At 68.2% G+C, this 22,238-nt stretch carries 18 protein-coding genes and 3 pseudogenes; 8 read left to right on the top strand and 13 right to left on the bottom strand.

Annotation, left to right across the window (positions count from 1 at the left end; genetic code table 11):
• Positions 1–145 precede the first annotated feature (145 nt).
• Both ACZK2V_RS20740 and sppA read left to right on the top strand, forming a co-directional pair.
• The gene (locus ACZK2V_RS20740; RefSeq protein WP_032129679.1) at positions 146–1,510 is read left to right on the top strand and encodes an MATE family efflux transporter; all 1,365 of its coding nucleotides are present in this window, start codon (positions 146–148) and stop codon (positions 1,508–1,510) included.
• A 115-nt stretch (positions 1,511–1,625) separates the two neighbouring features.
• Entirely contained in the window at positions 1,626–3,548 is a 1,923-nt protein-coding gene (gene sppA, locus ACZK2V_RS20735; protein ID WP_049400998.1) for a signal peptide peptidase SppA, read from the top strand.
• Positions 3,549–3,621: 73 nt separating this feature from the next.
• On the opposite strand, the gene ACZK2V_RS20730 is transcribed toward sppA, so the two are convergent.
• Positions 3,622–3,834, bottom strand: a complete 213-nt coding sequence (locus tag ACZK2V_RS20730; RefSeq protein ID WP_049400999.1) for a hypothetical protein — start codon at positions 3,832–3,834, stop codon at positions 3,622–3,624.
• Positions 3,835–3,945: 111 nt separating this feature from the next.
• Between ACZK2V_RS20730 and ACZK2V_RS20725 the strand changes: the two genes are divergently transcribed.
• Positions 3,946–4,722 (top strand): SDR family oxidoreductase, encoded by a 777-nt coding sequence (locus tag ACZK2V_RS20725; RefSeq protein ID WP_010481164.1) that lies wholly within the window; start codon positions 3,946–3,948, stop codon positions 4,720–4,722.
• A 93-nt stretch (positions 4,723–4,815) separates the two neighbouring features.
• Here ACZK2V_RS20725 and ACZK2V_RS20720 read toward each other — a convergent pair whose 3' ends face one another.
• From ACZK2V_RS20720 to ACZK2V_RS20680, 9 genes and pseudogenes are all read right to left on the bottom strand, one after another.
• Positions 4,816–5,562 carry a hypothetical protein gene (locus ACZK2V_RS20720; protein WP_486322748.1) on the bottom strand — a complete coding sequence of 249 codons (747 nt, stop codon included), beginning with the start codon at positions 5,560–5,562 and terminating at the stop codon, positions 4,816–4,818.
• A gap of 35 nt (positions 5,563–5,597) precedes the next feature.
• Positions 5,598–6,275 carry a DUF4124 domain-containing protein gene (locus tag ACZK2V_RS20715; protein ID WP_486322747.1) on the bottom strand — a complete coding sequence of 226 codons (678 nt, stop codon included), beginning with the start codon at positions 6,273–6,275 and terminating at the stop codon, positions 5,598–5,600.
• A gap of 43 nt (positions 6,276–6,318) precedes the next feature.
• Entirely contained in the window at positions 6,319–6,909 is a 591-nt protein-coding gene (gene tsaC, locus ACZK2V_RS20710) for an L-threonylcarbamoyladenylate synthase type 1 TsaC (RefSeq protein ID WP_019338925.1), read from the bottom strand.
• Between the two features lie 129 nt (positions 6,910–7,038).
• Positions 7,039–9,536: pseudogene (locus ACZK2V_RS20705) on the bottom strand (DNA topoisomerase I).
• Positions 9,537–9,729: 193 nt separating this feature from the next.
• The gene (locus ACZK2V_RS20700) at positions 9,730–10,662 is read right to left on the bottom strand and encodes an RDD family protein (protein WP_486322746.1); all 933 of its coding nucleotides are present in this window, start codon (positions 10,660–10,662) and stop codon (positions 9,730–9,732) included.
• 49 nt (positions 10,663–10,711) lie between these two features.
• Positions 10,712–11,470 (bottom strand): pilin, encoded by a 759-nt coding sequence (locus ACZK2V_RS20695; protein WP_486322745.1) that lies wholly within the window; start codon positions 11,468–11,470, stop codon positions 10,712–10,714.
• 39 nt (positions 11,471–11,509) lie between these two features.
• Positions 11,510–11,983 (bottom strand): DUF494 family protein, encoded by a 474-nt coding sequence (locus ACZK2V_RS20690; protein ID WP_005411195.1) that lies wholly within the window; start codon positions 11,981–11,983, stop codon positions 11,510–11,512.
• A 43-nt stretch (positions 11,984–12,026) separates the two neighbouring features.
• Positions 12,027–13,152: pseudogene (dprA, locus tag ACZK2V_RS20685) on the bottom strand (DNA-processing protein DprA).
• A 130-nt stretch (positions 13,153–13,282) separates the two neighbouring features.
• Positions 13,283–14,416 carry a LysM peptidoglycan-binding domain-containing protein gene (locus ACZK2V_RS20680; RefSeq protein WP_032128553.1) on the bottom strand — a complete coding sequence of 378 codons (1,134 nt, stop codon included), beginning with the start codon at positions 14,414–14,416 and terminating at the stop codon, positions 13,283–13,285.
• Between the two features lie 126 nt (positions 14,417–14,542).
• Here ACZK2V_RS20680 and def point away from each other — a divergent pair, with 126 nt between their 5' ends.
• From def to ACZK2V_RS20660, 4 genes are all read left to right on the top strand, one after another.
• The gene (gene def / locus ACZK2V_RS20675) at positions 14,543–15,055 is read left to right on the top strand and encodes a peptide deformylase (protein WP_107433226.1); all 513 of its coding nucleotides are present in this window, start codon (positions 14,543–14,545) and stop codon (positions 15,053–15,055) included.
• Between the two features lie 121 nt (positions 15,056–15,176).
• Positions 15,177–16,100, top strand: coding sequence for a methionyl-tRNA formyltransferase (gene fmt / locus ACZK2V_RS20670; RefSeq protein WP_049423383.1), 924 nt, complete (start codon positions 15,177–15,179; stop codon positions 16,098–16,100).
• 3 nt (positions 16,101–16,103) lie between these two features.
• The gene (gene rsmB, locus ACZK2V_RS20665; protein WP_107433227.1) at positions 16,104–17,435 is read left to right on the top strand and encodes a 16S rRNA (cytosine(967)-C(5))-methyltransferase RsmB; all 1,332 of its coding nucleotides are present in this window, start codon (positions 16,104–16,106) and stop codon (positions 17,433–17,435) included.
• Between the two features lie 23 nt (positions 17,436–17,458).
• Positions 17,459–19,180, top strand: coding sequence for an ArnT family glycosyltransferase (locus tag ACZK2V_RS20660; protein WP_071227858.1), 1,722 nt, complete (start codon positions 17,459–17,461; stop codon positions 19,178–19,180).
• An 18-nt stretch (positions 19,181–19,198) separates the two neighbouring features.
• Here ACZK2V_RS20660 and ACZK2V_RS20655 read toward each other — a convergent pair whose 3' ends face one another.
• The 3 genes from ACZK2V_RS20655 to ACZK2V_RS20645 are packed head-to-tail and all read right to left on the bottom strand — an operon-like array spanning position 19,199 to position 21,180.
• Positions 19,199–20,080 (bottom strand): glycosyltransferase family 4 protein, encoded by an 882-nt coding sequence (locus ACZK2V_RS20655; protein WP_486322744.1) that lies wholly within the window; start codon positions 20,078–20,080, stop codon positions 19,199–19,201.
• Positions 20,070–20,318, bottom strand: a complete 249-nt coding sequence (locus ACZK2V_RS20650; protein WP_486322743.1) for a hypothetical protein — start codon at positions 20,316–20,318, stop codon at positions 20,070–20,072. Before ACZK2V_RS20650 ends, ACZK2V_RS20655 begins: the two co-directional genes overlap by 11 nt.
• A 43-nt stretch (positions 20,319–20,361) precedes the next feature.
• Positions 20,362–21,180 carry a glycosyltransferase family 2 protein gene (locus ACZK2V_RS20645; RefSeq protein WP_486322742.1) on the bottom strand — a complete coding sequence of 273 codons (819 nt, stop codon included), beginning with the start codon at positions 21,178–21,180 and terminating at the stop codon, positions 20,362–20,364.
• On the opposite strand from ACZK2V_RS20645, the pseudogene ACZK2V_RS20640 reads away from it, so the two are divergent.
• A pseudogene (locus ACZK2V_RS20640) lies at positions 21,179–22,235 on the top strand (CDP-glycerol glycerophosphotransferase family protein). The gene ACZK2V_RS20645 and the pseudogene ACZK2V_RS20640 overlap by 2 nt on opposite strands.
• Positions 22,236–22,238 lie beyond the last annotated feature (3 nt).

Below are 22,238 nucleotides of genomic sequence, written 5' to 3'. Positions count from 1 at the left end.
GTGATCGCAACGCGTGATGCCGGGGCCTGCCGGAACCCAGCATTCACGCCATGTCATGGGAATGCGCGCTGCACGCGTAAGATGGCGGCCCGCAACCCGGTGCCTGTGCCCTTCGCGCGCAACCGCAGTTCGCGTCAAGCACCTTATGTCTACTGCAACCTCCACGCCGCGCTTCAGCAAGGAAGTCGGCGCTACCGGTCTGCTCGCCCTGCCGCTTGTGCTCGGGCATGTGTCCACCGGTCTGATCTCCTTCGTCGACAATGTCATTGCCGGCCACCACGCCACGGCGACCCTGGCCGCGGTGACCATCGGCACCGCCCTGCTGTGGCTGCCGATGCTGATCCCGATCGGCACCCTGATCTCACTCACCGCCTCGGTGTCGCAGCTGCATGGCGCTGGCCGCGAGCGCGAGATCGGCCCGCTGTTCCGCCAGGCACTGTGGCTGGCGCTGGGCCTGGGCCTGATCATGTTCACCTTCCTCACCGTGGTGCCGCCGCTGCTGCCTGCGTTCGGCATCGCACCGGACATCGTGCCGGGGGCCACCGCGTTCCTGCACGCGGTGCGCTGGGGCGGACCTGCGCTGACCCTGTACTTCTGCATGCGCTATCTCAGCGAGGGCATGCACTGGACGCTGCCGACCATGCTGCTCGGCTTCGGTGGCCTGCTGGTGCTGGCACCGATGGGCTACGTGCTGGCCAACGGCAAGCTCGGCTTCCCGGAAATGGGCGCCGAGGGCCTGGGCATCGCTTCGGCGGTGATGATGTGGCTGCAGGCGATCGCCTTCGCCACCTACCTGTGGTTCACCAAGCGCTTTGCCCACCTGCAGCTGTTCTCGCACTTCGAAGGACCGCGCTGGAAGGCGATCTGGGACCTGCTGCGCACCGGCCTGCCGATCGGCATCACCGTGCTGATGGAAGGCGGCCTGTTCATCGTCACCGCGCTGCTGATCGGCCGTCTTGGTGCCAATGAAGCGGCCGCGCACCAGATCGCGATCAACGTCGCCCAGCTGTGCTTCATGATCCCGATGGGCGTGGCCGAGGCCACCACCGTGCGCGTCGGCCATGCGGTCGGTCGTGGCGATGGCTTCGGCGTGCGGCGCGCGGCCTGGGCCGGCTACGCGATCATCATGGGTACGCAGACGTTGTCGGCAGCGGTGCTGCTGTTCGGCCATGACGCCATCGTCGGTGTCTACACCAACGACCTGGCGGTGGCCGGCCTGGCCTCCACCCTGCTGCTGTACGCGGCCACCTTCCAGTTCCCGGATGGCATCCAGGTGCTGTCGGCGGGCGCGCTGCGCGGCCTGAAGGACACCCGCGTGCCGATGTTCATCGCCATGTTCGCGTACTGGGGCCTGGGCATGCCGCTCGGCGCCGGGCTCGGCCTGGGCCTGGGCATGGGCCCGCAGGGCATGTGGATCGGCCTGATCGTCGGCCTGACCGCCGCCGCCATCCTGATGGGCTGGCGCCTGCGTCGCAGCAGCCTGCGCATCGGCCAATCGATGTTGTCCTGATCGTCCCGCCCGCCCTGCCGACCCATGGCGGGCGATCCCCTGACTTGTGTCCGATGCCGCATCACACGGCACCGGCTATGCTGGCACCACGGCAAGAAGCCATCCGGAGCGTTCCATGAATCAACCCGTGCCCCCGCTGCCCCCGGCGCGTCGCAACCCCGTCGCCAGTTTCTTCATCGGGCTGTGGGACGTCATGAACTTCACCCGCCGGTTGATCCTCAACCTGGTGTTCTTCGGCCTGCTGTTCCTGCTGCTGGTGATGTTCGTCATCGCCGCCGGCATGGGCGCCGGTGCCAGCAAATCGCTGCAGGACCGCACTACCCTGGTGATCGCGCCGGAGGGCCGCCTGGTCGAGCAGTTCAGCGCTGACCCGGTCAGCCGCGCGCTGGCCAAGGCGGTGGGCGACAACGGTGCCGAAGAGATCCAGCTGCGCGACCTGCTGCGGGTGATCGAGTCGGCCAAGGAAGACAAGAAGATCGAGCGCGTGGTGCTGGAGCTGGACAAGCTGCAGCCGTCGGGCTTCGCTTCGCTGCGTGAAGTGGCCGCGGCACTGCAGGACCTGCGTGCGTCCGGCAAGCAGCTGGTGGCCTACAGCGAGAGCATGGGCCAGTCGCAGTACCTGCTGGCCGCACAGGCCGACGAGGTCTACCTGGACCCGATGGGGTCGGTGGTGCTCGAGGGCCTGGGCCGCTATCGCCAGTACTTCCGCACCGGTCTGCAGGACAAGCTGGGTGTGGACGTGCACCTGTTCAAGGTGGGCGAGTACAAGTCCGCCGCCGAACCCTACGTGCTCGACGCCGCTTCGCCGGCCTCCAAGGAAGCCGACCTGTTCTGGATGAACGACGTGTGGCAGCGCTACCTGGGCGACATCGCCAAGGCCCGCCGCCTGGATCCGGCACAGCTGGCCGCCGGCATCGACACGCTGCCGGAAGGCATCGCCGCTGCCGGTGGTGACCTGGCCAAGTTCGCCCTGCAGCAGAAGCTGGTGACGTCGCTGAAGACCCGCGAGGAATTCGAGGATCTGATGATCGAGCGCGGCGTGGCTGACGACGATGCCGACGGTGGTTTCCGCAACATCGACTTCGGCTCCTACCTGGGCCAGCTCGATGCGCGCCGCAACCCGGTCGACAGCCGTCCGCAGGTGGCGGTGGTGGTGGCCGCCGGCGAGATCAGCGGTGGCGACCTGCCGGCCGGCCGCATCGGTGGCGAATCGACCTCGGCGCTGCTGCGTGCCGCGCGTGACGACGAGAACGTGAAGGCCGTGGTGCTGCGCGTGGATTCGCCGGGTGGTGAAGTGTTCGCCTCCGAGCAGATCCGCCGCGAAGTGGTGGCCCTGCAGGCCGCCGGCAAGCCGGTGGTGGTGTCGATGGGCGACCTGGCCGCCTCCGGTGGCTACTGGATCAGCATGAATGCCGATCGCATCTATGCCGATCCGTCGACCATCACCGGTTCGATCGGCATCTTCGGCATGGTGCCGAACTTCAGCCGCGCGCTGGACAAGATCGGCGTGCACACCGACGGTGTCGGCACCACCCGTTTCGCCGGTGCGTTCGATGTCACCCGCCCGATGGATCCGGCCGTGGGCCAGGTCATCCAGTCGGTGATCAACAAGGGTTACGCCGACTTCACCGGCCGCGTCGCCGACGCCCGCAAGAAGCCGGTCGAGGCCGTCGACGAAGTGGCCCGTGGACGCGTGTGGAGCGGTGCGCAGGCCAAGGAACGTGGCCTGGTCGATGCCTTCGGTGGCCTGAAGGATGCGGTGGCCGATGCCGCCAGCCGCGCCAAGCTGGGCAAGGCTGATGCCTACCGCGTGCGTTACATCGAGAAGGCGGCAACGCCGTTCGCGCAGTTCGTCAGCGGTTTCGCCGGCAGCCGTGCAGGTGCCTGGATGCTGTCCGACTCGGGCATGGCGCGGATGGTGCTGGCGCGCACGATGCCGGAAGTGGATACGCAGCTGCGCTTTGTCGAGAACGCGGCCCGCGAGAAGGGCAACGGCACGCCGGTGAAGGCGCTGGCGTACTGCTTCTGCGGGTTCTGATCGGAAGCCATCCACGCACGGCGTGGATCTACTGGAAACGCCCGGCCTCGGCCGGGCGTTTTCGTCTGCGGGGTTACTGCGTCGCGTCGGCCTCGGCCTTGCGCTCACGTGCGGCGGCATCGTCCACGGTCTTCTGCACGCCCTTGGCGCGGTCCAGCGGTTCGTTGATTGCGCGCGACATCGCCCGGGGCACCGGTGGCTTTTCCGGGTTCGGCGCCGGTGGGCGCTGGCAGCCCGCCAGCAGCGCGGTGGCCAGCAGGGACGTGGACAGGATCAGGATGCGCATGGCGGCACTCCGTGATGGGCGTGCGGGCAGTGTCGCATCCTCGGCAGGAGGCGGCCGTGAGCGCGTATCCTTGCCGCATCGAAACACAGCGGGCGCGGCCCGGGAGAACACATGACCCAGCAACGGTGGCGCCTGGACGGCCAGACCGCCCTGATCACCGGCGCCAGCGCCGGCATCGGCCTGGCCATCGCGCATGAACTGGCTGGCTTCGGCGCCGATCTGATGATCGTCGGCCGTGATATCGACATGCTGGAGACCGCGCGCGACGAACTGCTGGACGTGTATCCGCAGATGCAGGTGCATGCGCTGGCCGCCGATGTCTCCGACGACGAGGACCGCCGCCAGATCCTGGACTGGGTGGAGGACCATAGCGATGGCCTGCACATCCTGGTCAACAACGCCGGCGGCAACGTCACCAAGGCGGCCACGGAGTATTCCGAGGACGAATGGCGGAAGATCTTCGAGACCAACCTGTTCTCGGCCTTCGAGCTGTCGCGCTATGCACATCCGTTGCTGGCACGCCACGCGTCGTCATCCATCGTCAACGTCGGCAGCGTGTCCGGCCTGACCCATGTGCGCAGCGGCGTGGTCTACGGCATGACCAAGGCGGCGATGCATCAGATGACCCGCAACCTGGCCGTCGAGTGGGCCGAGGATGGCATCCGGGTCAACGCGGTGGCGCCGTGGTACATCCGCACGCGGCGCACGTCCGGTCCGTTGGCGGACCCGGACTACTACGAGGAAGTGATCAACCGCACGCCGATGCGTCGTATCGGCGAGCCGGAGGAAGTGGCCGCAGCCGTGGGCTTCCTGTGCCTGCCGGCGGCCAGCTATGTGACCGGCGAGTGCATCGCGGTGGACGGCGGTTTCCTGCGCTACGGGTTCTGATCTTTCAGCAGGTAGTGCCGGCCGCTGGCCGGCAACTGCAACCATCTGCAGATCCTGTGGTTGCCGGCCAGCGGCCGGCACTACCGGTGGGTCTCACCCTGGTACCGGGCAGTTGCTGGCCTCCAGCACGCCCTGCAGCCGTTCGCGTTCACCGCGCACGGTATCGCGGTTCTCCGGCGCGGCGAAGCGCTCACGGCCGCGGGCATCGCGGAAGCGCTGCTGCCAACCACCGCAGCGCTGCGCTTCGGGAAGCGCTTCGCAGTGGTCGCGCACCACTTCACAGCTGGCGGCATTCACCGGCGTCACTCCGCCAAGGCCCTGTACCGTCATCAGCTCGCAGCGGCCGGGCGCGGCTTCGTACTCGTACAGGTAGCCGCCGCCCTGGCTGTCGGTGCACTGGAAGATCGGAGGAAGCGGCGGCTTCGGTGGACCGTCACCTGCGGCGGCGCGGGCCTCGGCATCGCGGCGCAGCGTCGCGCTGTCGAGGATCTGGTCGTCTCCTGCGTGTTCGACCATGCCTGCTTCCATGATCGTGCGTCCTTCGTCCGCGCGTCGTGGTTTTGCTGGGGCCGCAGGGGCAACGCCCGGTCCGGCCGGCACCGGCGCGGGTGTTTCAACGGGCGCGGATGCAGGTTCGGCGGCTACAGGCGCAGCGGCGGCCGGCTGCGAGTTGGCCGGGTCGGGGATGCGCAGCACCTGCTGCTTGCTGCCGGTGGCGCACGGCGTGCGCTGCAGGGTAGGGACGTCACTGCTGCTGGAGGTACAGCGGTAGATCACGCCCTCTTCGGCCAACGCGCTTCCGGGCAGCAGCACCAGGAGCAGCCAGATCACTCGGTTCATGCGCACAGCGTACAGGCTGCGACGGCGTGCTGCGCTCAGCGTTCGCAATCGCGCGACAGGCGCGCATCGATACCGCGCTGTTCGTTGCTGATGGCGGTGCGTTCACTCTGCAGCGCGCTGTTGTAACGGCGATCCAGCTCCCAGCGGCGGTCACTCAGCCGTGCGCAGACTTCCTGTGGTGGCAACGCATGACAGCTGTCGCGGACCAGCACGCTGCCGGCCGGCACCTGCACGTCCATGCCGATCGAGGGGTGGCGATAACCCGTGCCTTCGCCGATCGGCGTGCCGATGGCCGGGCGTGGTCCGGGATAGGCTGGACCACGATGGCCGTGCGGCAGCCAGACACTGGTCCACAGCGGCACCCAGCGCGGATTGCCTTCGTTGTTGTCGCTGGTATAGCGCCGTCCGTCCTCGCTCACGCACTCGTACATCGGCTGCGGCGGCTGGATGTAGACGTGGCGGACTTCGCGCTCGCGGATGACCGGGGTTTCGCTGGGCGGCGGAGGCGTGGCATCACTGCGCACCACCCGTGGAGCGGGATCGCGCGGGCGCTGCAGGTCGCGCACCTGCTGGCGGCCGCTGTTGCACGGCCTGTCCTGCAGGGCGACGGCACCGTTGCTGGCAACGCAGCGGTAGACACGCACGTCCTCGGCCGCGGGTGCCGTCCACGGCAGCAGCAGACACAGGCTCAAGGTGGCGCGCAGCAGGGTCATGGCGGCAGGGTGCGTGATTGTCCGCAGCAGCGCAATCGCCGACTCAGGAGCGCAGCACGTTGCCGCTGAGCGCGTCGCGGATCGGGGTGGGCTGGGCCAGGCCGCCGGTCTGCCCATCGAGGATGCCGTCGAGCAGGCGCAGCAGGCGCGGGTCCAGTTCTTCGCGGCTGCGTGCCGGTGGTTCGCCGGCCAGGTTGGCGCTGGTGGAGACCAGCGGGCCGCCCCAGGCGCGGCAGAGTTCGGCCACCAGCGGGTGCGCGCTGATGCGCACCGCGATACCGCTGTGTTCGCCGGTGACCCAGGGCTGCGCGCGCGGGCCGGCAGGCAGGATCCAGGTGTTGGCACCGGGCCAGCTGGCCAACACCGCGCGCTGGCGGGCGTCGGGCAGCGCCTGCAGCCGCACCCAGCCTTCCAGCTGCGCCAGTTCGGCCGCGACCAGGATCATGCCTTTCTCGATCGGGCGCTGCTTCAGCCGCAGCACCATGTGCACCGCAGCTTCGTGCGAGGGATCACAGCCCAGGCCCCAGACCGCTTCGGTCGGGTAGGCGATCACGCCGCCCGCGCGGAGCGTGGCGACAGCAGAGTCCAGGGTGAGTTCTTTCATGGCGGCGACCGGCCCGGCGTGGGCCTTCATTATCCCCCTGCCGCGTGCAGAAGGGGTGGACCCTGGCACCCGGTAGTGCCGGCCGCTGGCCGGCATCTGATGCATCTGGGGTTGCCGGCCAGCGGCCGGCACTACCCCTCATCCACGCATGGCGTGGATCTACTTCTTTGCAGCGGCCTTCTTCGCCGGGGCCTTCTTCGCCGGGGCCTTCTTCGCGGCCGCCTTCTTTACTGCTTTCTTGGCCGGGGCCTTCTTGGCAGGCGCTTTCTTTGCGGCGGCCTTCTTCGGCGCGGCTTCCTTCTTCACCGCAGCCTTCTTGGCCGGTGCCTTCTTCGCAGCGGCCTTCTTGGCGCCGAAGCCCTTGCGCACCGGCTTGCCGGTTTCTTCCATCAGCTGCTGCACTTCGGCCAGGGTCAGCGAGGCCGGTTCGCGATCCTTGGGGATCTTGCCGTTCATCTTGCCGTCGCTGATATACGGGCCGAAACGGCCGTTCAGCACCTGGATGTCGCTGCCCTCGAACTCCTTGATGATCCGGTTGCGCGCGATCTCTTCCTTCTCTTCGATCAGGAACACGGCGCGGGCCAGGTCGATGGTGTACGGGTCGTCTTCCTTCTTCAGCGAGGCATAGGTGCTGCCGCGCTTGGCGAACGGACCGAAGCGACCGATGCCGACGCTGACCGGTTCGCCCTTGTCCTCACCCAGCGCGCGGCATCAGGAACAGTTCCAGCGCGTCTTCCAGGGAGATGGTGTGCATCGACTGGCCGGGGCGCAGCGAGGCGAACTTCGGCTTCTCCTCGGCGTCCTCGGCGGTGCTGCCGATGGCCGCATAGGGCCCGAAGCGGCCCAGGCGCACGCTGACCGGCTTGCCGGTCTTCGGGTCGGTGCCGAGCTCGCGCGCCACTGGCCTCGGCACGGTCGACCGATTCCTTCTTGTCTTCCACCAGCTCCTTGAACGGCTCCCAGAAGCGGGCCATCAGCGGGATCCACTCTTCTTCGCCACGCGAGACGGCGTCGAGCTCGTCTTCCAGCTTGGCGGTGAAGTCGTAGTCCACGTACCGGGTGAAATGGCTGGACAGGAACTTGGACACCGCGCGGCCCACATCGGATGGGCGGAAGCTGCGGCCTTCCATTTCCACGTACTTGCGGAACAGCAGGGTCTGGATGATCGAGGCGTAGGTCGAGGGACGGCCGATGCCGTACTCTTCCAGCGCCTTCACCAGCGCCGCTTCGGTGTAGCGCGGCGGCGGCTGGGTGAAATGCTGTTCGGCCTGGATGCGTTCCAGCGGCACGCGGTCGCCGGGCTTCATCGCCGGCAGCTTGCGGCCTTCGTCCTCGTCCTCGGCGCTCTTGTTGTCCTTGCCTTCTTCGTACACGGCCAGGAAGCCGGGCACCACCACGGTGGTGCCGCTGGCACGGAACACGTGTTCGCTGCCGGCGGACAGATCGACGCTGACGGTGTTGAGGGTGGCCGGAATCATCTGGCAGGCCACCGCACGCTTCCAGATCAGCTCGTACAGCTTGCGCTCGTCATCGGTCAGGTAGCGCGCCACCTGTGCAGGCGTGCGCAGCGCCGAGGTCGGGCGCACCGCTTCGTGCGCTTCCTGGGCGTTCTTCGACTTGGTCTGGTAGGTGTTCGGCTGGTCCGGCAGCGAGGCGATGCCGTAGTCGCGGGCGATCACGTCGCGGATCTCGGCCAGCGCGTCCTGCGACAGGTTCACCGAGTCGGTACGCATGTACGAGATCAGGCCGACGGTGCCTTCGTCACCGATCGCCACGCCTTCATACAGCTTCTGCGCGACCTGCATGGTCTTGCGGGTGGTGAAGCCGAGCTTGCGCGAGGCTTCCTGCTGCAGGGTGGAGGTGGTGAACGGCGGCGCCGGGCGGCGCTTGCGCTCCTTGCTGGCCACATCGGTGGCATGCAGCGAGCCCTGCGCGGCCTGCTGGATGCGCAGGCGGGCGGCCTCGGCGGTGTCGCCGTCGGTGATGGTGAACTGTTCGAACTTCTGCCCGTCCAGCTTGATCAGCTTGGCGTTGAAGTGCTGCGACGGGTGCGCGCACTCGGCGGCGATCGACCAGTATTCGCGGGCGATGAAGGCTTCGATCTCTTCCTCGCGCTCGACGATCATGCGCAGCGCCGGGCTCTGCACGCGGCCGGCGGACAGGCCGCGCTGGACCTTGCGCCACAGCACCGGCGACAGGTTGAAACCGACCAGGTAATCCAGCGCGCGGCGCGCCTGCTGGGCGTCAACCAGGTCGCTGGCGATCGCGCGCGGCTGGCTGATCGCTTCCTTGATGGCGCGCGGGGTGATCTCGGTGAACACCACGCGCTGCATCGGCTTGTCCTTGACCAGCCCGCGTTCCTTCAGGATCTCGGCGATGTGCCAGCTGATCGCTTCACCCTCGCGATCCGGGTCGGTCGCCAGCAGGATGTCGTCGGCGCCCTTGGCGGCCTTGGCGATCGCATCGACATGCTTTTCGTTCTTGTCGATCACGTCGTAGTGCATGGCGAACCCGTTGTCCGGGTCGACTGCGCCTTCCTTCGGGATCAGGTCGCGCACGTGCCCATACGAGGCCAGGACCGTGTAGTCCTTGCCGAGGTATTTGTTGATCGTCTTGGCCTTGGCCGGCGATTCGACGATGAGCAGGTGCTTGGGCATGTCAGGAAAGGTCTGTGGGCGGACCGGGGGAGAGGGGCCGCTAGGGTGGAGCAAACGGCCGCATTAGTGAAGCGGCCACGGGCAAATCCATAAACTGAACGCCCGGTAATGTGCCGGGCGTTCAGGTTTCACCTTATTAGAGGAATCACGCCCGGCCAGCCCATGTCAAGCAGCCAGGCGTGAGGATGGCCGTTCATGAGGCCATCTTGGCGATGAAGCCAACCGCGAACACCATGAGCGCCAGGCCCACCAGCGACAGCAGGCCGGTCAGTACGAGCACCAGCACGGTCACCGTGCCCAGCTCCCGGCGCTGCAGCTGCGGCTGGTCGGTGTAGGCCCAGCGGTCGACCACCAGGGTGTCGCAGATCATGTCGTGCAGGCCCTGCTTGCGCTCGGTGAAGGCGGCCATCAGGAAACCGATGCCGAGGGTGAAGGTGCTGAGCACCGCGGCCCAGTAGCGACCAAGTGCGCGGGCCTTGGTCAGGCGCTCGCCATTGCTGCGCACGACCTTGATGCCGACCGCCATCTTGCCCAGCGTGGCACCGCCCTGCGAGGCATGGAACCAGGTGTAGTACGCCATGCCGATGGCCAGGTTGATCAGGGCACTGGCCAGCTGGGCCACGATTTCGATGGCCGATTCGCCGCTGCCCACCGCACCCATGCTGGCACCAAGCACCACACCGAGGATGGCGCCGATGATGCCGCCGGGGATGGCCAGCACGAAGTAGTCGATCATGTAGGCCGCCACGCGCTTCCAGAAGCCCGCGTAGACCACTTCGCCGCCCATCACCGGCTGGGCATGGCCGCCGCCGCCGAGCGCCGCAGGGGCGCTGTAGGGCGAACTGCTGAGCGCGCCGGTGCCAGGCAGTGGCGCCGTACCGTTGTCGATGGCGGCATAGTCGCCACGCAGGTCGAAGCCGCCACTGTCGGTGGCCGTGCTGGCGTCGGCCAGTGTCTGCAGTCCCAGTTCGTCGACCACCTGGCGCAGCGCAGCCCACTGCGCCATGCCTTCGCGCCAGACCAGGGTGTCCAGGTTCAGCTGGCCGCGCTGGAAGCGCTGGCGGATCTCCTGGACCGGCAGCGGGCCCTGGCGTTGCTGTCCTTCGGCGTAGTACCACTCAGTCATTGCATGTTCCCTGTTGAATCATCCTTGGAGGTGCTGGCGTGCGCGTGGCTCAGCCGCGGCACGTCGGCGGCAGGTACTTGTCGTTGCTTTCGCCACTGCATTCCCAGCGGCCGCTGTCGCGATCGTATTCCAGCCACAGCAGGTCGCCATCAAGGCTCTTGCCGGGCAACGCCAGGGTGGCTTCGATGCCGCAGTGGCCATTGTTGAAGCGACCGATGTTCACCGCCGACAGCCCTGCATGGGCGAAGTCACCCGGGGCCGGGAAGCCGGCGTCGTTGGCACCGGGGCAACGGCCTTCGTCATCGGCGAAATGCTGCACCTGGTCCTTCAACGGCTGCAGCGCGGTCACTGCGCCGGCGACCTTGGCGCGCACGGTGTAGTCGTTGTAGGCGGGCAGCGCGATGGCGGCCAGGATGGCCACGATCGGGACCAGCACCAGCAGCAGGCCGCCGCCGATGATGGCGGTCAGGGCGCAGCCGGACAGCTTTTTCTTCGGCGCCGGCAGGGCGGTGGCCGATGCACTGGTGGTGTAGGGCGTGGACGGCGGCAGTACCGGCGGCTGCGGCGGAGGCGTTGCCACCGGTTCCGGATCGGGCTCGGGTTCCACCGGCGGTGCGGCAGCGTCCAGCGCCGGCACGATCAGGCCGAGTTCGTCGACCACGGTGCGCAACGGCTGCCATTGCGGCAGGCCGTCGCGCCAGACCAGGGTGTCCAGGGAGATCTGGTTGTTGCGGAACAACTCGACCAATTGTTCCGCCGGCAGCGGACCCTGCTGCCGGTTGCCTTCTGCATGGAACCACTCGCTCACGGGGACGCTCCTGAATGCGCTATGCCCCCAAGTGTACGGTCAGTGCAGGGGTTCTGGCTCGTCCATGAACATCTGCGTCTCCATCCAGGCGTACGCCGCCTCGGAGCCGGGCTGGTTGAACAGCACCATCAGCACGACCCACTTCAGGTCGTCCAGGTCCAGTTCGTCCTGGTCCAGGGCCATGGCCCGGTCCAGCACCAGCTCGCGCTGGTCGGCGTCGAGGATGCCGTGCTGTTCCAGGTACAGCAGGAAACCACGGCATTCCACGTCCAGCTTGTCCAGCTCGGGGCCGTGGTAGACGCGCACGGGGCCATCGACCCGCGCCTGGGCCACGCTCGGCCGCTGCGCGGCCAGGGCATCGAGCCAGTCGAATGCCTTGTTGATCTCGGTTGGGCTGAAACCGGCCTGGATCAGGCCGTTCTGGAGCGAATCGCGGTCACGGATCAGGTCCGCATCTTCGCTGAAATAGTGTTCAAACAGGTACAGCAGTACGTCCAGGATGCTCTCTTTCATTGCCCCTCGGCCTGCGTCGCGCGACGCTGTGGAGGTGAAGAAACTAGGGAGTTCGACAGTAGCGGCCGTGTACGCACACCACGATTCCCGCCAGTTCCATGGCCAGCAGCATGGAGGACACCTGGGGCGCCGTCAATCCACAGCGCGTGATCAGTGAATCCATACCGCTTGGGTTGTGGTCCAGGGCCCGCCACAAGCACTGGTAGTCAGGGTCGTCGGCCCAGCGCGCCGGCAGGAGTACCGGCGGTGCCTGTTCAGTGGGGGTGGCGAGCCGTGATTGCAAGCCCGGCAGCTGCTGGCGAAGGGCGGGCGCCAGCAGTTCAAGGACCTCCTCCGGGCGCTCGACCAGTGCGGCACCCTCGCGGATCAACCGGTGGCAGCCCGCGGCGCGTGGGTTGAGTACCGAACCGGGCAGGGCACAGACCTCGCGGCCGGCCTCGGCGGCCAGGCGTGCGGTGATCAATGCGCCGGAGCGCTGGGCGGCCTCGACCACCACCGTCGCCAGCGCCAGCCCGGCCACCAGGCGGTTGCGGGCTGGAAAGTGACCGGGGCATGCCGGCGTGCCCGGCAGGTACTCGCTGAGCACCGCGCCTTCGGCGGCGATGCGGGCCTGCAGCCTGGCGTGGCTGTCCGGGTAAGCCCGGTCCGGGCCGGTGCCGATCACCGCCACGGTGCAGCCACCGGCGTCCAGCGTGGCCTGGTGGGCGGCCGCGTCGATGCCTGCCGCCAGGCCGCTGGTCACCGCCAGCCCGGCTTCGACGAAGCAGCCGGCAAACCGGGCGGCCAGGGCGCGTCCGCCCGGCGTCGGCGAGCGGCTGCCGACCAGCGCCACCGACGGGCGCCAGGCCAGGCTGGGGTCGCCGGCGATGAACAGCGCCAGGGGTGGGTTGGGGACATCCAGCAGGGGCGGGGGGAATGCCGGATCGGTGAAGGCCAGCAGGTGCTGGTTGTCGTCTTCCAGCCAGCGCCGTGCCTCGGCCCAGGCCCGGGTGTCCGGGCATTCCAGCGCGGCGCACTGCTCGGGCGTGCAGCCGTGCGCGCCAGTTCGCGGCGCCCTGCGCGATCGCAATCTCCGCGCTGCCTGCGGCCTGCAGCAGGGCCCGCCGTGGCGCCAGCGCGCCGCCTGCCATCAACAGGCGCAGCAGCGCCTCGTCAGCTTGGTTGGTCATCCCCCCACTATCGAGCGCATACAACAAAGGCGCCCTAGGGCGCCTTCGCATGTGGCTGTCAGGTTTTGCCGGAGGTGCCTGCCGGCCAGCGGCCGGCACTACCTGCAGTGGCCGGGCAACCCGGGACTGGTTACTTCGCGTCCGGGTGCAGTGCGTTGAACCCCACGCGTACCGGCTTCACGCCCTGCATCACCAGCGCGTAGCTGACGTTGTCGAAGGTACGGAACACCATGGCGTGCGCGGCGTATTCGTCCGGCAGCGAAACCCGGCCGGCGCCGGTGCTGAGCGAATCGTCCATGCGCGACGAGGTGGGGTACTTCATGCGGTGCGCCACGTGGCGGCCCGGGCGCCACAGCGAGAACACGGTGCCGTTGTCCACGCCCTGGGCGCGACCTGCGGAAATCGCGATCACATCGCGCGGGCCAGCGGCGGTGAACATGTCGGTGACGGCCAGCACGCGCACATCGACGCCCTCGACACCGGCGGCCGGGACATGGGGGACGAACTGCAGGTCGTACGGCTTGGCCTCGACCGGGACCAGGCGGTCGCCGGCACGCACCTCGCGGCCGCCTTCGTTCTTGTCCAGCACCAGGGTGGACGCCTCGACCTTGCCGCCGGCGACATGGGTGATGGTGCCGGTGGCGACCTGGGCCAGCTCATAGCCGAGTATGCCGCGGCGGTGGTTGGGGGCGTTGTAGGCCCGCCACAGGTTGCCGCTGCCGGGGGTGACGTCGCCGTTGGCGGTCAGGTCCTCGGTCGGCTTGGGCTGGGCGTAGCGCACGGTCGGGCGGACCACGGCCCAGCGCTGGCCCAGCTGGGCGTCGGCCAGGCGCACGTAGACCGCACTGCCGCTGGTGACGCGCAGGCGTTCTTCTTCCAGGCCGGCCACGTAGGGTAGCTGCTCGATGCTGTCGACCACGCTCAGCTGCTTCAGGAACGGCTCGACCTGGGCCAGCGGAATGGCATCGATCGGGGCTTCCTGGCGCGGGCCGGGCTTGGCAGCGACGGTCACCCGGTCCAGATAGGCCAGGCTGAGCACGTCACCGGGATAGATCAGGTGCGGATTGGCGATCTGCGGATTGGCCTGCCAGATCTCCGGCCACAGCCACGGCTTCTGCAGGAAACGTGCGGCGATATCCCACAACGTATCCCCTTTTCGGACCACATAGGTGTCCGGGTGCCCGCCATTCACTTCCACGGCGGTAGCATAGGCAGCCACGGTCAGCATCGCCGCGGCGACGACCGTACGAAAACGAAGCAACATAGGTGTGAAGCCCTGATTCCCCAACAGGTCCGCGCACTATAGTCCAGAAACCGGGGCGCAAGGCAAGCGTTGGAGCTAGAATCTGCGACGTATGCCGGCGTGCCGGCCCCCTATCCGGAAACAGCCATGGCCCTTCTCCCCATTCTCGAGTTCCCCGATCCGCGCCTGCGTACCAAGGCTGCGTTGATCGAAGCCGCCGAAGTCACCACGCCGGCCTTCCAGGAACTGATCGACAACATGTTCCTGACCATGTACGACGCCCCGGGCATCGGCCTGGCCGCCACCCAGGTGGACGTGCACAAGCGCTTCATGGTCATCGACGTCAGCGAAGAAAAGAATGAACCGTATGTGTTCATCAACCCGGAAATCGTCGCCAAGGACGGAGGCCGGGTGTACCAGGAGGGCTGCCTGTCGGTTCCGGGCATCTTCGCCGACGTGACCCGCGCCGATACCATCACCGTGAAGTACCTGGACCGCAACGGCCAGGAACAGCAGCTGGAAGCCGGCGAAGTGCTGGCCACCTGCATCCAGCACGAGATGGATCACCTGGACGGCAAGCTGTTCATCGACTATCTGTCGCCGCTCAAGCGCGAGATGGTGCGCAAGAAGCTGGCCAAGCAGCGCAAGCACGTGGCGTGATCGCCAATCCGGGCCGCCCATCGGGTGGCCCGTGCCTGCGCGACAGCGCGCGGGTTGTACGGCGCCGGCCGACGGCGCCGTTTTCTTTCCTGCACGAATCCATCCTGCAAGTGGGGTAGCCATGAGGATTGTCTTTGCCGGTACGCCGGAATTCGCGGTGTCGTCGCTGCGCGCGGCTGCGCGCCACCATGAGGTCGTGGCCGTCTACACCCAGCCTGATCGTCCGGCCGGCCGTGGCCGTGGCCTGGCGCCGTCGCCGGTCAAGCTTGAAGCCGTGGCCCGTGGCATTCCGGTTTACCAGCCCGAATCGCTGAAGGATGAAGCCGCCCAGCAGCAGCTGCGCGACCTGCAGCCGGACCTGATGGTGGTGGTAGCGTACGGCCTGATCCTGCCGAAGGCGGTGCTGGCCATTCCGACCCACGGCTGCTGGAACGTGCATGCCTCGCTGCTGCCGCGCTGGCGCGGCGCCGCGCCGATCCAGCGTGCGATCCAGGCCGGCGATGCGAAGACCGGCGTCTGCCTGATGCAGATGGAGGCCGGCCTGGATACCGGCCCGGTGCTGCTGCACCAGGAGCTGCCGATCGCGGCCACCGATACCGGTGGCCAGCTGCATGACAAGCTGGCGGAACTGGGCGCGCAGGTGCTGTCCGACGGCCTGGGCCTGCTGCGGGCCGGCATCAAGCCGATCGCGCGGCCGCAGCCGGAGCAGGGCGTGACCTATGCGCACAAGCTGGACAAGGCCGAGGCCCGTCTGGACTGGGCGCTGGATGCAGGGGCGCTGGCACGCACCGTGCGCGCCTTCAATCCGTGGCCGATCGCCGAGGCGACGCTGGCTGGCGAGCGGGTGCGCATCCATGGCGCGGTGGCGCTGGATGAGGCCCACGACCAGGCGCCGGGCACGGTGCTGGCGGCCAGCCGCGATGGCATCGATATCGCCTGTGGCCAGGGCGCACTGCGCCTGCGCGTGCTGCAGCGGGAAGGTGGCAAGGCGATTACTGCGGCCGACTACCTCAACGCCCGCCGCGATCTGCGCGTGGGGGCATAAGCGGTGTCGAAGCAGAACGATTTCTCCGTCGCCAAGGCGGCGCCGGGCGCGGCCACGCGCATGCTGGCCGCACGTGTGCTGGCACAGGTGTTCACCCGTGGCCGTTCGCTGAAGGCCGAACTGGCCTGGGCGCTGCCGAAGCTGGCCGACAGCCGCGACCGTGCGCTGCTGGAAGCCCTGTGTTTCGCCGTCCTGCGCCGCCGCAGCACTTATGACGCGGCGCTGCAGTCGTGGATGCAGAAGCCGCTGTCGGCGCGTGATGCCGATCTGCGCACGCTGCTGATGGTCGGGTTCGCCCAGCTGGACGTGCTGGAGCTGCCGGCGCACGCGGCGCTGTCGGCCACCGTCGATGCCGCGCGTGCACTGGGCCGTGAGCGCCAGGCGGGCCTGGTCAATGCGATCCTGCGCCGCGCGCAGCGCGAAGGTTTCCCGGAGCAGCCAGCGCGCGATGCCTTCCCGGAATGGCTGGCCGATGCGGTGGAACGCGATTGGCCGGCACAGGCCGACGCGATCTTCAGCGCCAGCCTGCAACCGGCGCCACTGTGGCTGCGCGCCAACCGCCAGCAGGGCGGTCGTGACAAGGCACTGGCCGCGCTGGCCGAAGTCGGCATTGCCGCAGAAGCCAGTCCGCTCAGTGCCGACGCGTTGCGCCTGGCCTCTCCGGTTGCCGTGAATCAGCTGCCCGGCTTCGCCGAGGGCGCGATCTCGGTGCAGGACCTGTCGGCGCAGTGTGCCGCCGATGCGCTGGCCCCGGTGGCCGGTGCCCGCGTGCTGGACGCTTGTGCGGCACCCGGCGGCAAGTCGGCGCATCTGCTCGAGCGCGACCCCAGCTTGCGCCTGCTGGCGCTGGATATCGACGCGCGCCGCCTGGCCCGTGCACGCGATACCTACACCCGTACCGGCGTGGGCGAGCATGCGCAGACCCTGGCGGCAGATGCCAGTGATCCGGGCGCCTGGTGGGATGGCGTGCCGTTCGACGCGATCCTGCTTGATGCGCCGTGCTCGGCGACCGGCGTGATCCGCCGCCAGCCGGATGTGATGTTCCACCGTCGCGCCGAAGACATCGATGCACTGGTCGGCGTGCAGGCGCGCCTGCTGGAAGCCTGCTGGTCGATGCTGCGCCCGGGCGGCGTGCTGTTGTATGCCACCTGTTCGATCCTGCGCGCCGAGAACATCGATCAGGTGCGCGCGTTCCTGAAGTGGCATCCGGATGCCGTGGCGCAGCCGCTGGGCGATGCATTCGGCGTGGATTGCGAAGGGGTGGCGCGCCAGCGGCTGCCGGGTGAAAACGATGCTGACGGTTTCTTCTACGCGCGTCTGTTAAAAGCAGCCTGACCCCCGCTGCCGTTTCGAGTCCCATGCTGAAAGCCCACGCGTCGCGCCAGACGTGGTTGTTGGTGGTGATGGCCCTGCTGGTGCTGGGGGCCGGCCTGGGCCTCCGTGATCCGTGGCCCTCGGACGAGCCACGTTTCGCGCTGGTGGCCAAGCAGATGGTCGACAGTGGCTACTGGTTGTTCCCGCATCGCGGCCCCGAGCTCTATTCGGACAAGCCGCCGATGCTGATGTGGTTGCAGGCGGCGATGTACAGCCTGGTCGGCCACTGGCGGGTGGCGTTCCTGCTGCCCTCGCTGCTGGCCGCGCTGGGCACGCTGTGGTGCGTGGTCGATCTCGGCCGCCGCCTGTGGACGCGGCAGGTGGGGCTGTACGCGGGCTGGGCACTGCTGTTCGCGCTGCACTTCACCTTCCAGGCGAAGAAGGCGCAGATCGATCCGCTGGTGGTGCTGTTCATCACCCTGGCCAACTACGGCCTGCTGCGCCATCTGCTGCTGGGTCCGGCCTGGCGCTGGTGGTGGCTGGGCTGGTTCTTTGCCGGCATCGGTGTGATCACCAAGGGCGTAGGCGTGCTGGCGCTGATGATGATCGCGCCGGCGGCAGTCGCATCCGTGCTGCACTGGCCGCGGGTACGCCTGCACGTGCGCGACCTGCGTTTCTGGCTGGCACCGTTGGCCTTCCTGCTGGCGGTGTCGTTGTGGCTGGCGCCGATGCTGCTGGCAGGCTTCGCCACCGGTTCGGAACCGTACCGCGCCTACATGGACGACATCCTGTTCCGGCAGACCGCGCGGCGCTATACGCAGTCCTGGGACCATCACCAGCCGTGGTGGTACTTCCTGGCGATCATGCCGTCGATGTGGGTTCCCGCGTTCCTGCTCCTGCCCTGGGCGCTTCCGGCCTGGTTCCGGCGGCTGCGCCGGCGCGATGCGCGCTACCTGCTGCCGTTGGCCTGGTGGCTGCTGGTCGTGCTGTTCTTCTCCCTTCCGCACGGCAAGCGCGACGTCTACATCCTGCCGGCATTGCCGATGTTCTGCCTGGCGCTGGCGCCGTTGCTGCCCGGGTTGCTGAGGCGGCGCGATGTGCAGCGCGTGCTGGGCGCATTCACCGCGTTGCTGGCACTGGCGCTGGGGCTGGTCGGTGCGCTGGCGCTGCTGGGTGATCCGGATTTCGAAGTGCGCCTTACCCATGGCCGCGGGTTGCTTCCCGGTGCCACCGATGCGCTGGCCTGGGCGGCGCTGGCGATGGCGGTCTGGTCGGCCTTGAGCCTGTGGGTGTGCGGGCGCCAGCGTCGGCACGTTGCCCTGGTCTCTACCCTGGCAGGAGTCTGGGTGCTGTACAGCCTGGTCGGTTATCCGGTGTTGAACGACTCCAGCTCGGCCCGTGGCCTGATGCGTGAAGTGAGTGCACGCATCGGCCCGCAGGCCGAGCTGGGACTGGTGGCATGGAAAGAGCAGAACCTGCTGATGGCCGATCGCCCGGCGGCCACCTTTGGATTCGAAGCACGTTGGCATCAACAGCTGCAGGCGGCCGTGCGCTGGCAGCGGCTGGTTCCGCAGCGACGCTGGCTGCTGGTGAACGAGGATGCGATGCAGGCCTGCATCGATCGCGCGCGGGCCGAGATGGCGGGCATTTCCAATCGTCGCCGCTGGTGGCTGGTGCCTGCCGATGCGGTCGCCGGCGACTGCCGGCCGTCAGTGGCGGAACTCGAGCACGAGCGCCGCCTGCAGGGGCCCGGCATCACCGATTGAGCGTTCGGGGAGCGTGGCTCAGGTGCTGGCCAGGGCGGCGTGATAGCTGGCCAGCGTGGCGTCGGCAAATGTCTGCAGGCCGAACTCCCGCTGTGCATGGCGGCGTGCTGCGCGGCCCTGTTCCGGCAGCGCATCGCGCTGTGCGTACAGCGCCTGTACCTGGGCGGCGATGGCGTCGATGTCGCGTGTGGCAACCACCCAGCCATCGACGCCTTGTTCGATGTTCTCCGGCAGGCCTGCGTAGTCGCTGACCAGCATCGGCTTGGCGCTGGCCATCATCTCGCGGCAGGCAAAGGAGATCGTCTCGACGTCATGGGACAGTACGAAACCAGCATCGCCGGCCGCGATCAGGACGCGGGTATCGGCCAGCAGGCCGGTGAAGTGCACCTGCGCGGCCACCTCGCCCAGCGCCTGCACCTGTTCGCGCTGCTGCGCGCTGGGCAGGTGGCCGGCCACGGCCATGTGCACATGCGGACGCACCGCATCGGGCAGCCGTGCGATGGCCCGGGCCAGGTCGATCCAGCCCTTGTAATCGTCGGTGCCGGCGTTGCTGACCAGCACCAGCGCCTGTGGATCCTGCGTCCATTGCTGGCGCAGCGCGCTGCCGGTGCCGGCCGCCTGCGGTGAGTAGCGCTCCAGGTCAACGCCATTGCGGACCACGTCGATCGGGCAGCGACGGTACGGGCCCTGTTCCAGCAGGCGCTTGGTGTCGGCCGAGACCGCGATCAGCCGATCGGTGGCCCAGCGTGCGCGCAGCGCATTGCCAAAGGTATTGGTGGGTTTGCTGTTGTGCTTGGTCAGCACGATCGGCGGGCGGCGCATGCCCAGCAGCCCCTGCATCACGAAGCGGTGGTCGCGTGCACCGTTGACATGGATCAGGTCGATGCCTTCATCGTGCACCAGCCTGCGCAGCGCGCTGTTCGGCCAGCTGCCGGGGCAGCGTTGGCAGGCCGCTGCCGAACGCAATCGGCAGTGTGCGGGCAATGCCTTCAGCGGCCATGGTCCGCAGCAGGCGGCTGTCGGCCGGCGCGGCGACGTGGAGCGTGTGCTGGCCGTGCAGCGCACGCGCCAGCGAGACGATGTACGTGGTGTGGCCGCCACCGTCGCCGTAGTGGAAGTTGGTGTACAGGATTTTCATGGGGGGTCTTCAGGCAACGCCCACGCAGTGTGACACAGCGTGGTCAAGGCTGGTCCGCGGAAGGTGCCGGGTCGGCCACCGCCTGTCCATTGCCCAGCATCCACAGCATGATGGTCTTCTGCCGCACGTAGTTGGCGCGGACGTAGGCGTAGACCAGACCATGCCAGCCGTCGCGGAAGCCGCCACGGAACAGGAAGCCGCGCCAGAACCGCCAGGCCGGCGCCAGCACCAGCTTGCCCAGCGTGGCCCGCTTGCCGCGTGCGAACTCGTGCTCGGCCATCATCCGCGCGTACTTCTCGGTCTTGGCCAGCTGCTGCTGCAATGACCGGTACGGATAGTGGATCAGGTCGCCGCGCAGGGTGCCCACACTGCCGTCGACACTGGCCGCCTCGTGGATCTCGCGCTTGCCGCGCCAGCCGCCGAGGCGGCGGTCGAACAGGCGCATCACCCGGTCCGGGTAGGCATTGCCATGGCGCAGGAACTTCCCGAAGTACTCCGAGAGGCGGGCGAAGCGATAGCCGGCCTGGCCGCCGAAGCCGCCGTCGCGGGCCTGCTCGATGGCCGTGCGCAGTTCGGGGCTGATGCGCTCGTCGGCGTCCAGGCACAGCACCCAGTCGTGGCTGGCCTGCTCGACGCAGAACGCCTTCTGGCTGCGGAAGCCCTCGAACCGGCGCTGCAGCACGCGGGCACCGGCGGACTCGGCGATGGCTACGGTGGCATCGGTGGACTGCGAGTCCACCACCACGATCTCATCGCAGAAGGCCAGCGAGGCCAGGCAGTCGCCGATGCGCCCGGCCTCGTTGAACGCGATAATGCACGCCGAGATGCGAGGCCGTTCGATGGGAGCGGTCGTGGAGGACATGATGGCCGGGTACCTGTTGTTTGCGACGGAGCGCTATGCGCTGCCTATTCTCGCCCCGTTGGCGCAGGCCTTGCACGCGTCAGGGCAGGAGGTGGCGGCCTGGTTCGAGGACGGCGCGGCCGGCAGCAGCCTGCCGGGGGTGCCCAACGTGGGCCTGAAGCAGGCCCTGGCAATGCGTCCGCGGGCGGTGTTCAGCGCGGCCAACTGGGTGCCGACCTTCCTTTCGGGGGCCAAGGTGCAGCTGTTCCATGGCTTCAACGTGGAGAAGCGGGACAGTGCGCGCGGCCACTTCCGGGTGCGCGGCATGTTCGACCTGTACTGCACGCAGGGGCCGGCCACGACCGCACCGTTCCGCGAGATCGCCAGCCTGCAGGGCCACTTCGCCGTGGCCGAGACTGGCTGGCCGAAGCTGGACCCGCTGTTCCGCGATGACGGAGGCGAGAGTTCCGCGCTGCGCGCACCGGCCGGTGACCGCCCGGTGATCCTGTTCGGTTCCACCTTCACCGAGCGGCTCAGCGCGGCCCCGCGCCTGCATGCGCAGATCGCCGCTGATATCGCCGCCGGTGACCACTACTGGCTGCTGACCCTGCACCCGAAGTGCCCACCGGAACTGTTCGAACGCTACCGCGCGCTGGCCGGTGCCAATGCCCGCTTCATCGAGCCGGAGCAGGTGATGGCCGCGCAGCGTGCCGCCGATGTGCTGGTGTCGGACACCTCATCGATCGTTTCGGAGTTCATCGTGCAGCACAAGCCGGTGGTGACCTTCCGCAACCGCGTGCCGAAGCCGCACATGATCGACTTCGATGATCCTGCGCAGCTGCAGGCGATGCTGCAGCGCGCTGCACCCGGACGCCGCGCTGCAGGCGGAAATCGTGCGCTACGCCGATGCCATCCACCCTTACCGCGATGGCCGCTCCAGTGAACGGGTGATCGCGGCCACCGAGGATTTCCTGTCCGGTGAAATGGGGGCGTTGCGGCGCAAGCCATTCGGCGGCTGGGTGCGCGATCTGCAGATCCGCAAGGACCTGGGGTATTGGGGCCCGTCGCAGCGCTGATGC

This window comes from Stenotrophomonas sp. 93052_Sma, assembly GCF_056481145.1.
The sequence above is the reverse complement of the archived record's forward strand: the minus strand, read 5'-3'. Positions and strand labels throughout refer to the sequence as shown.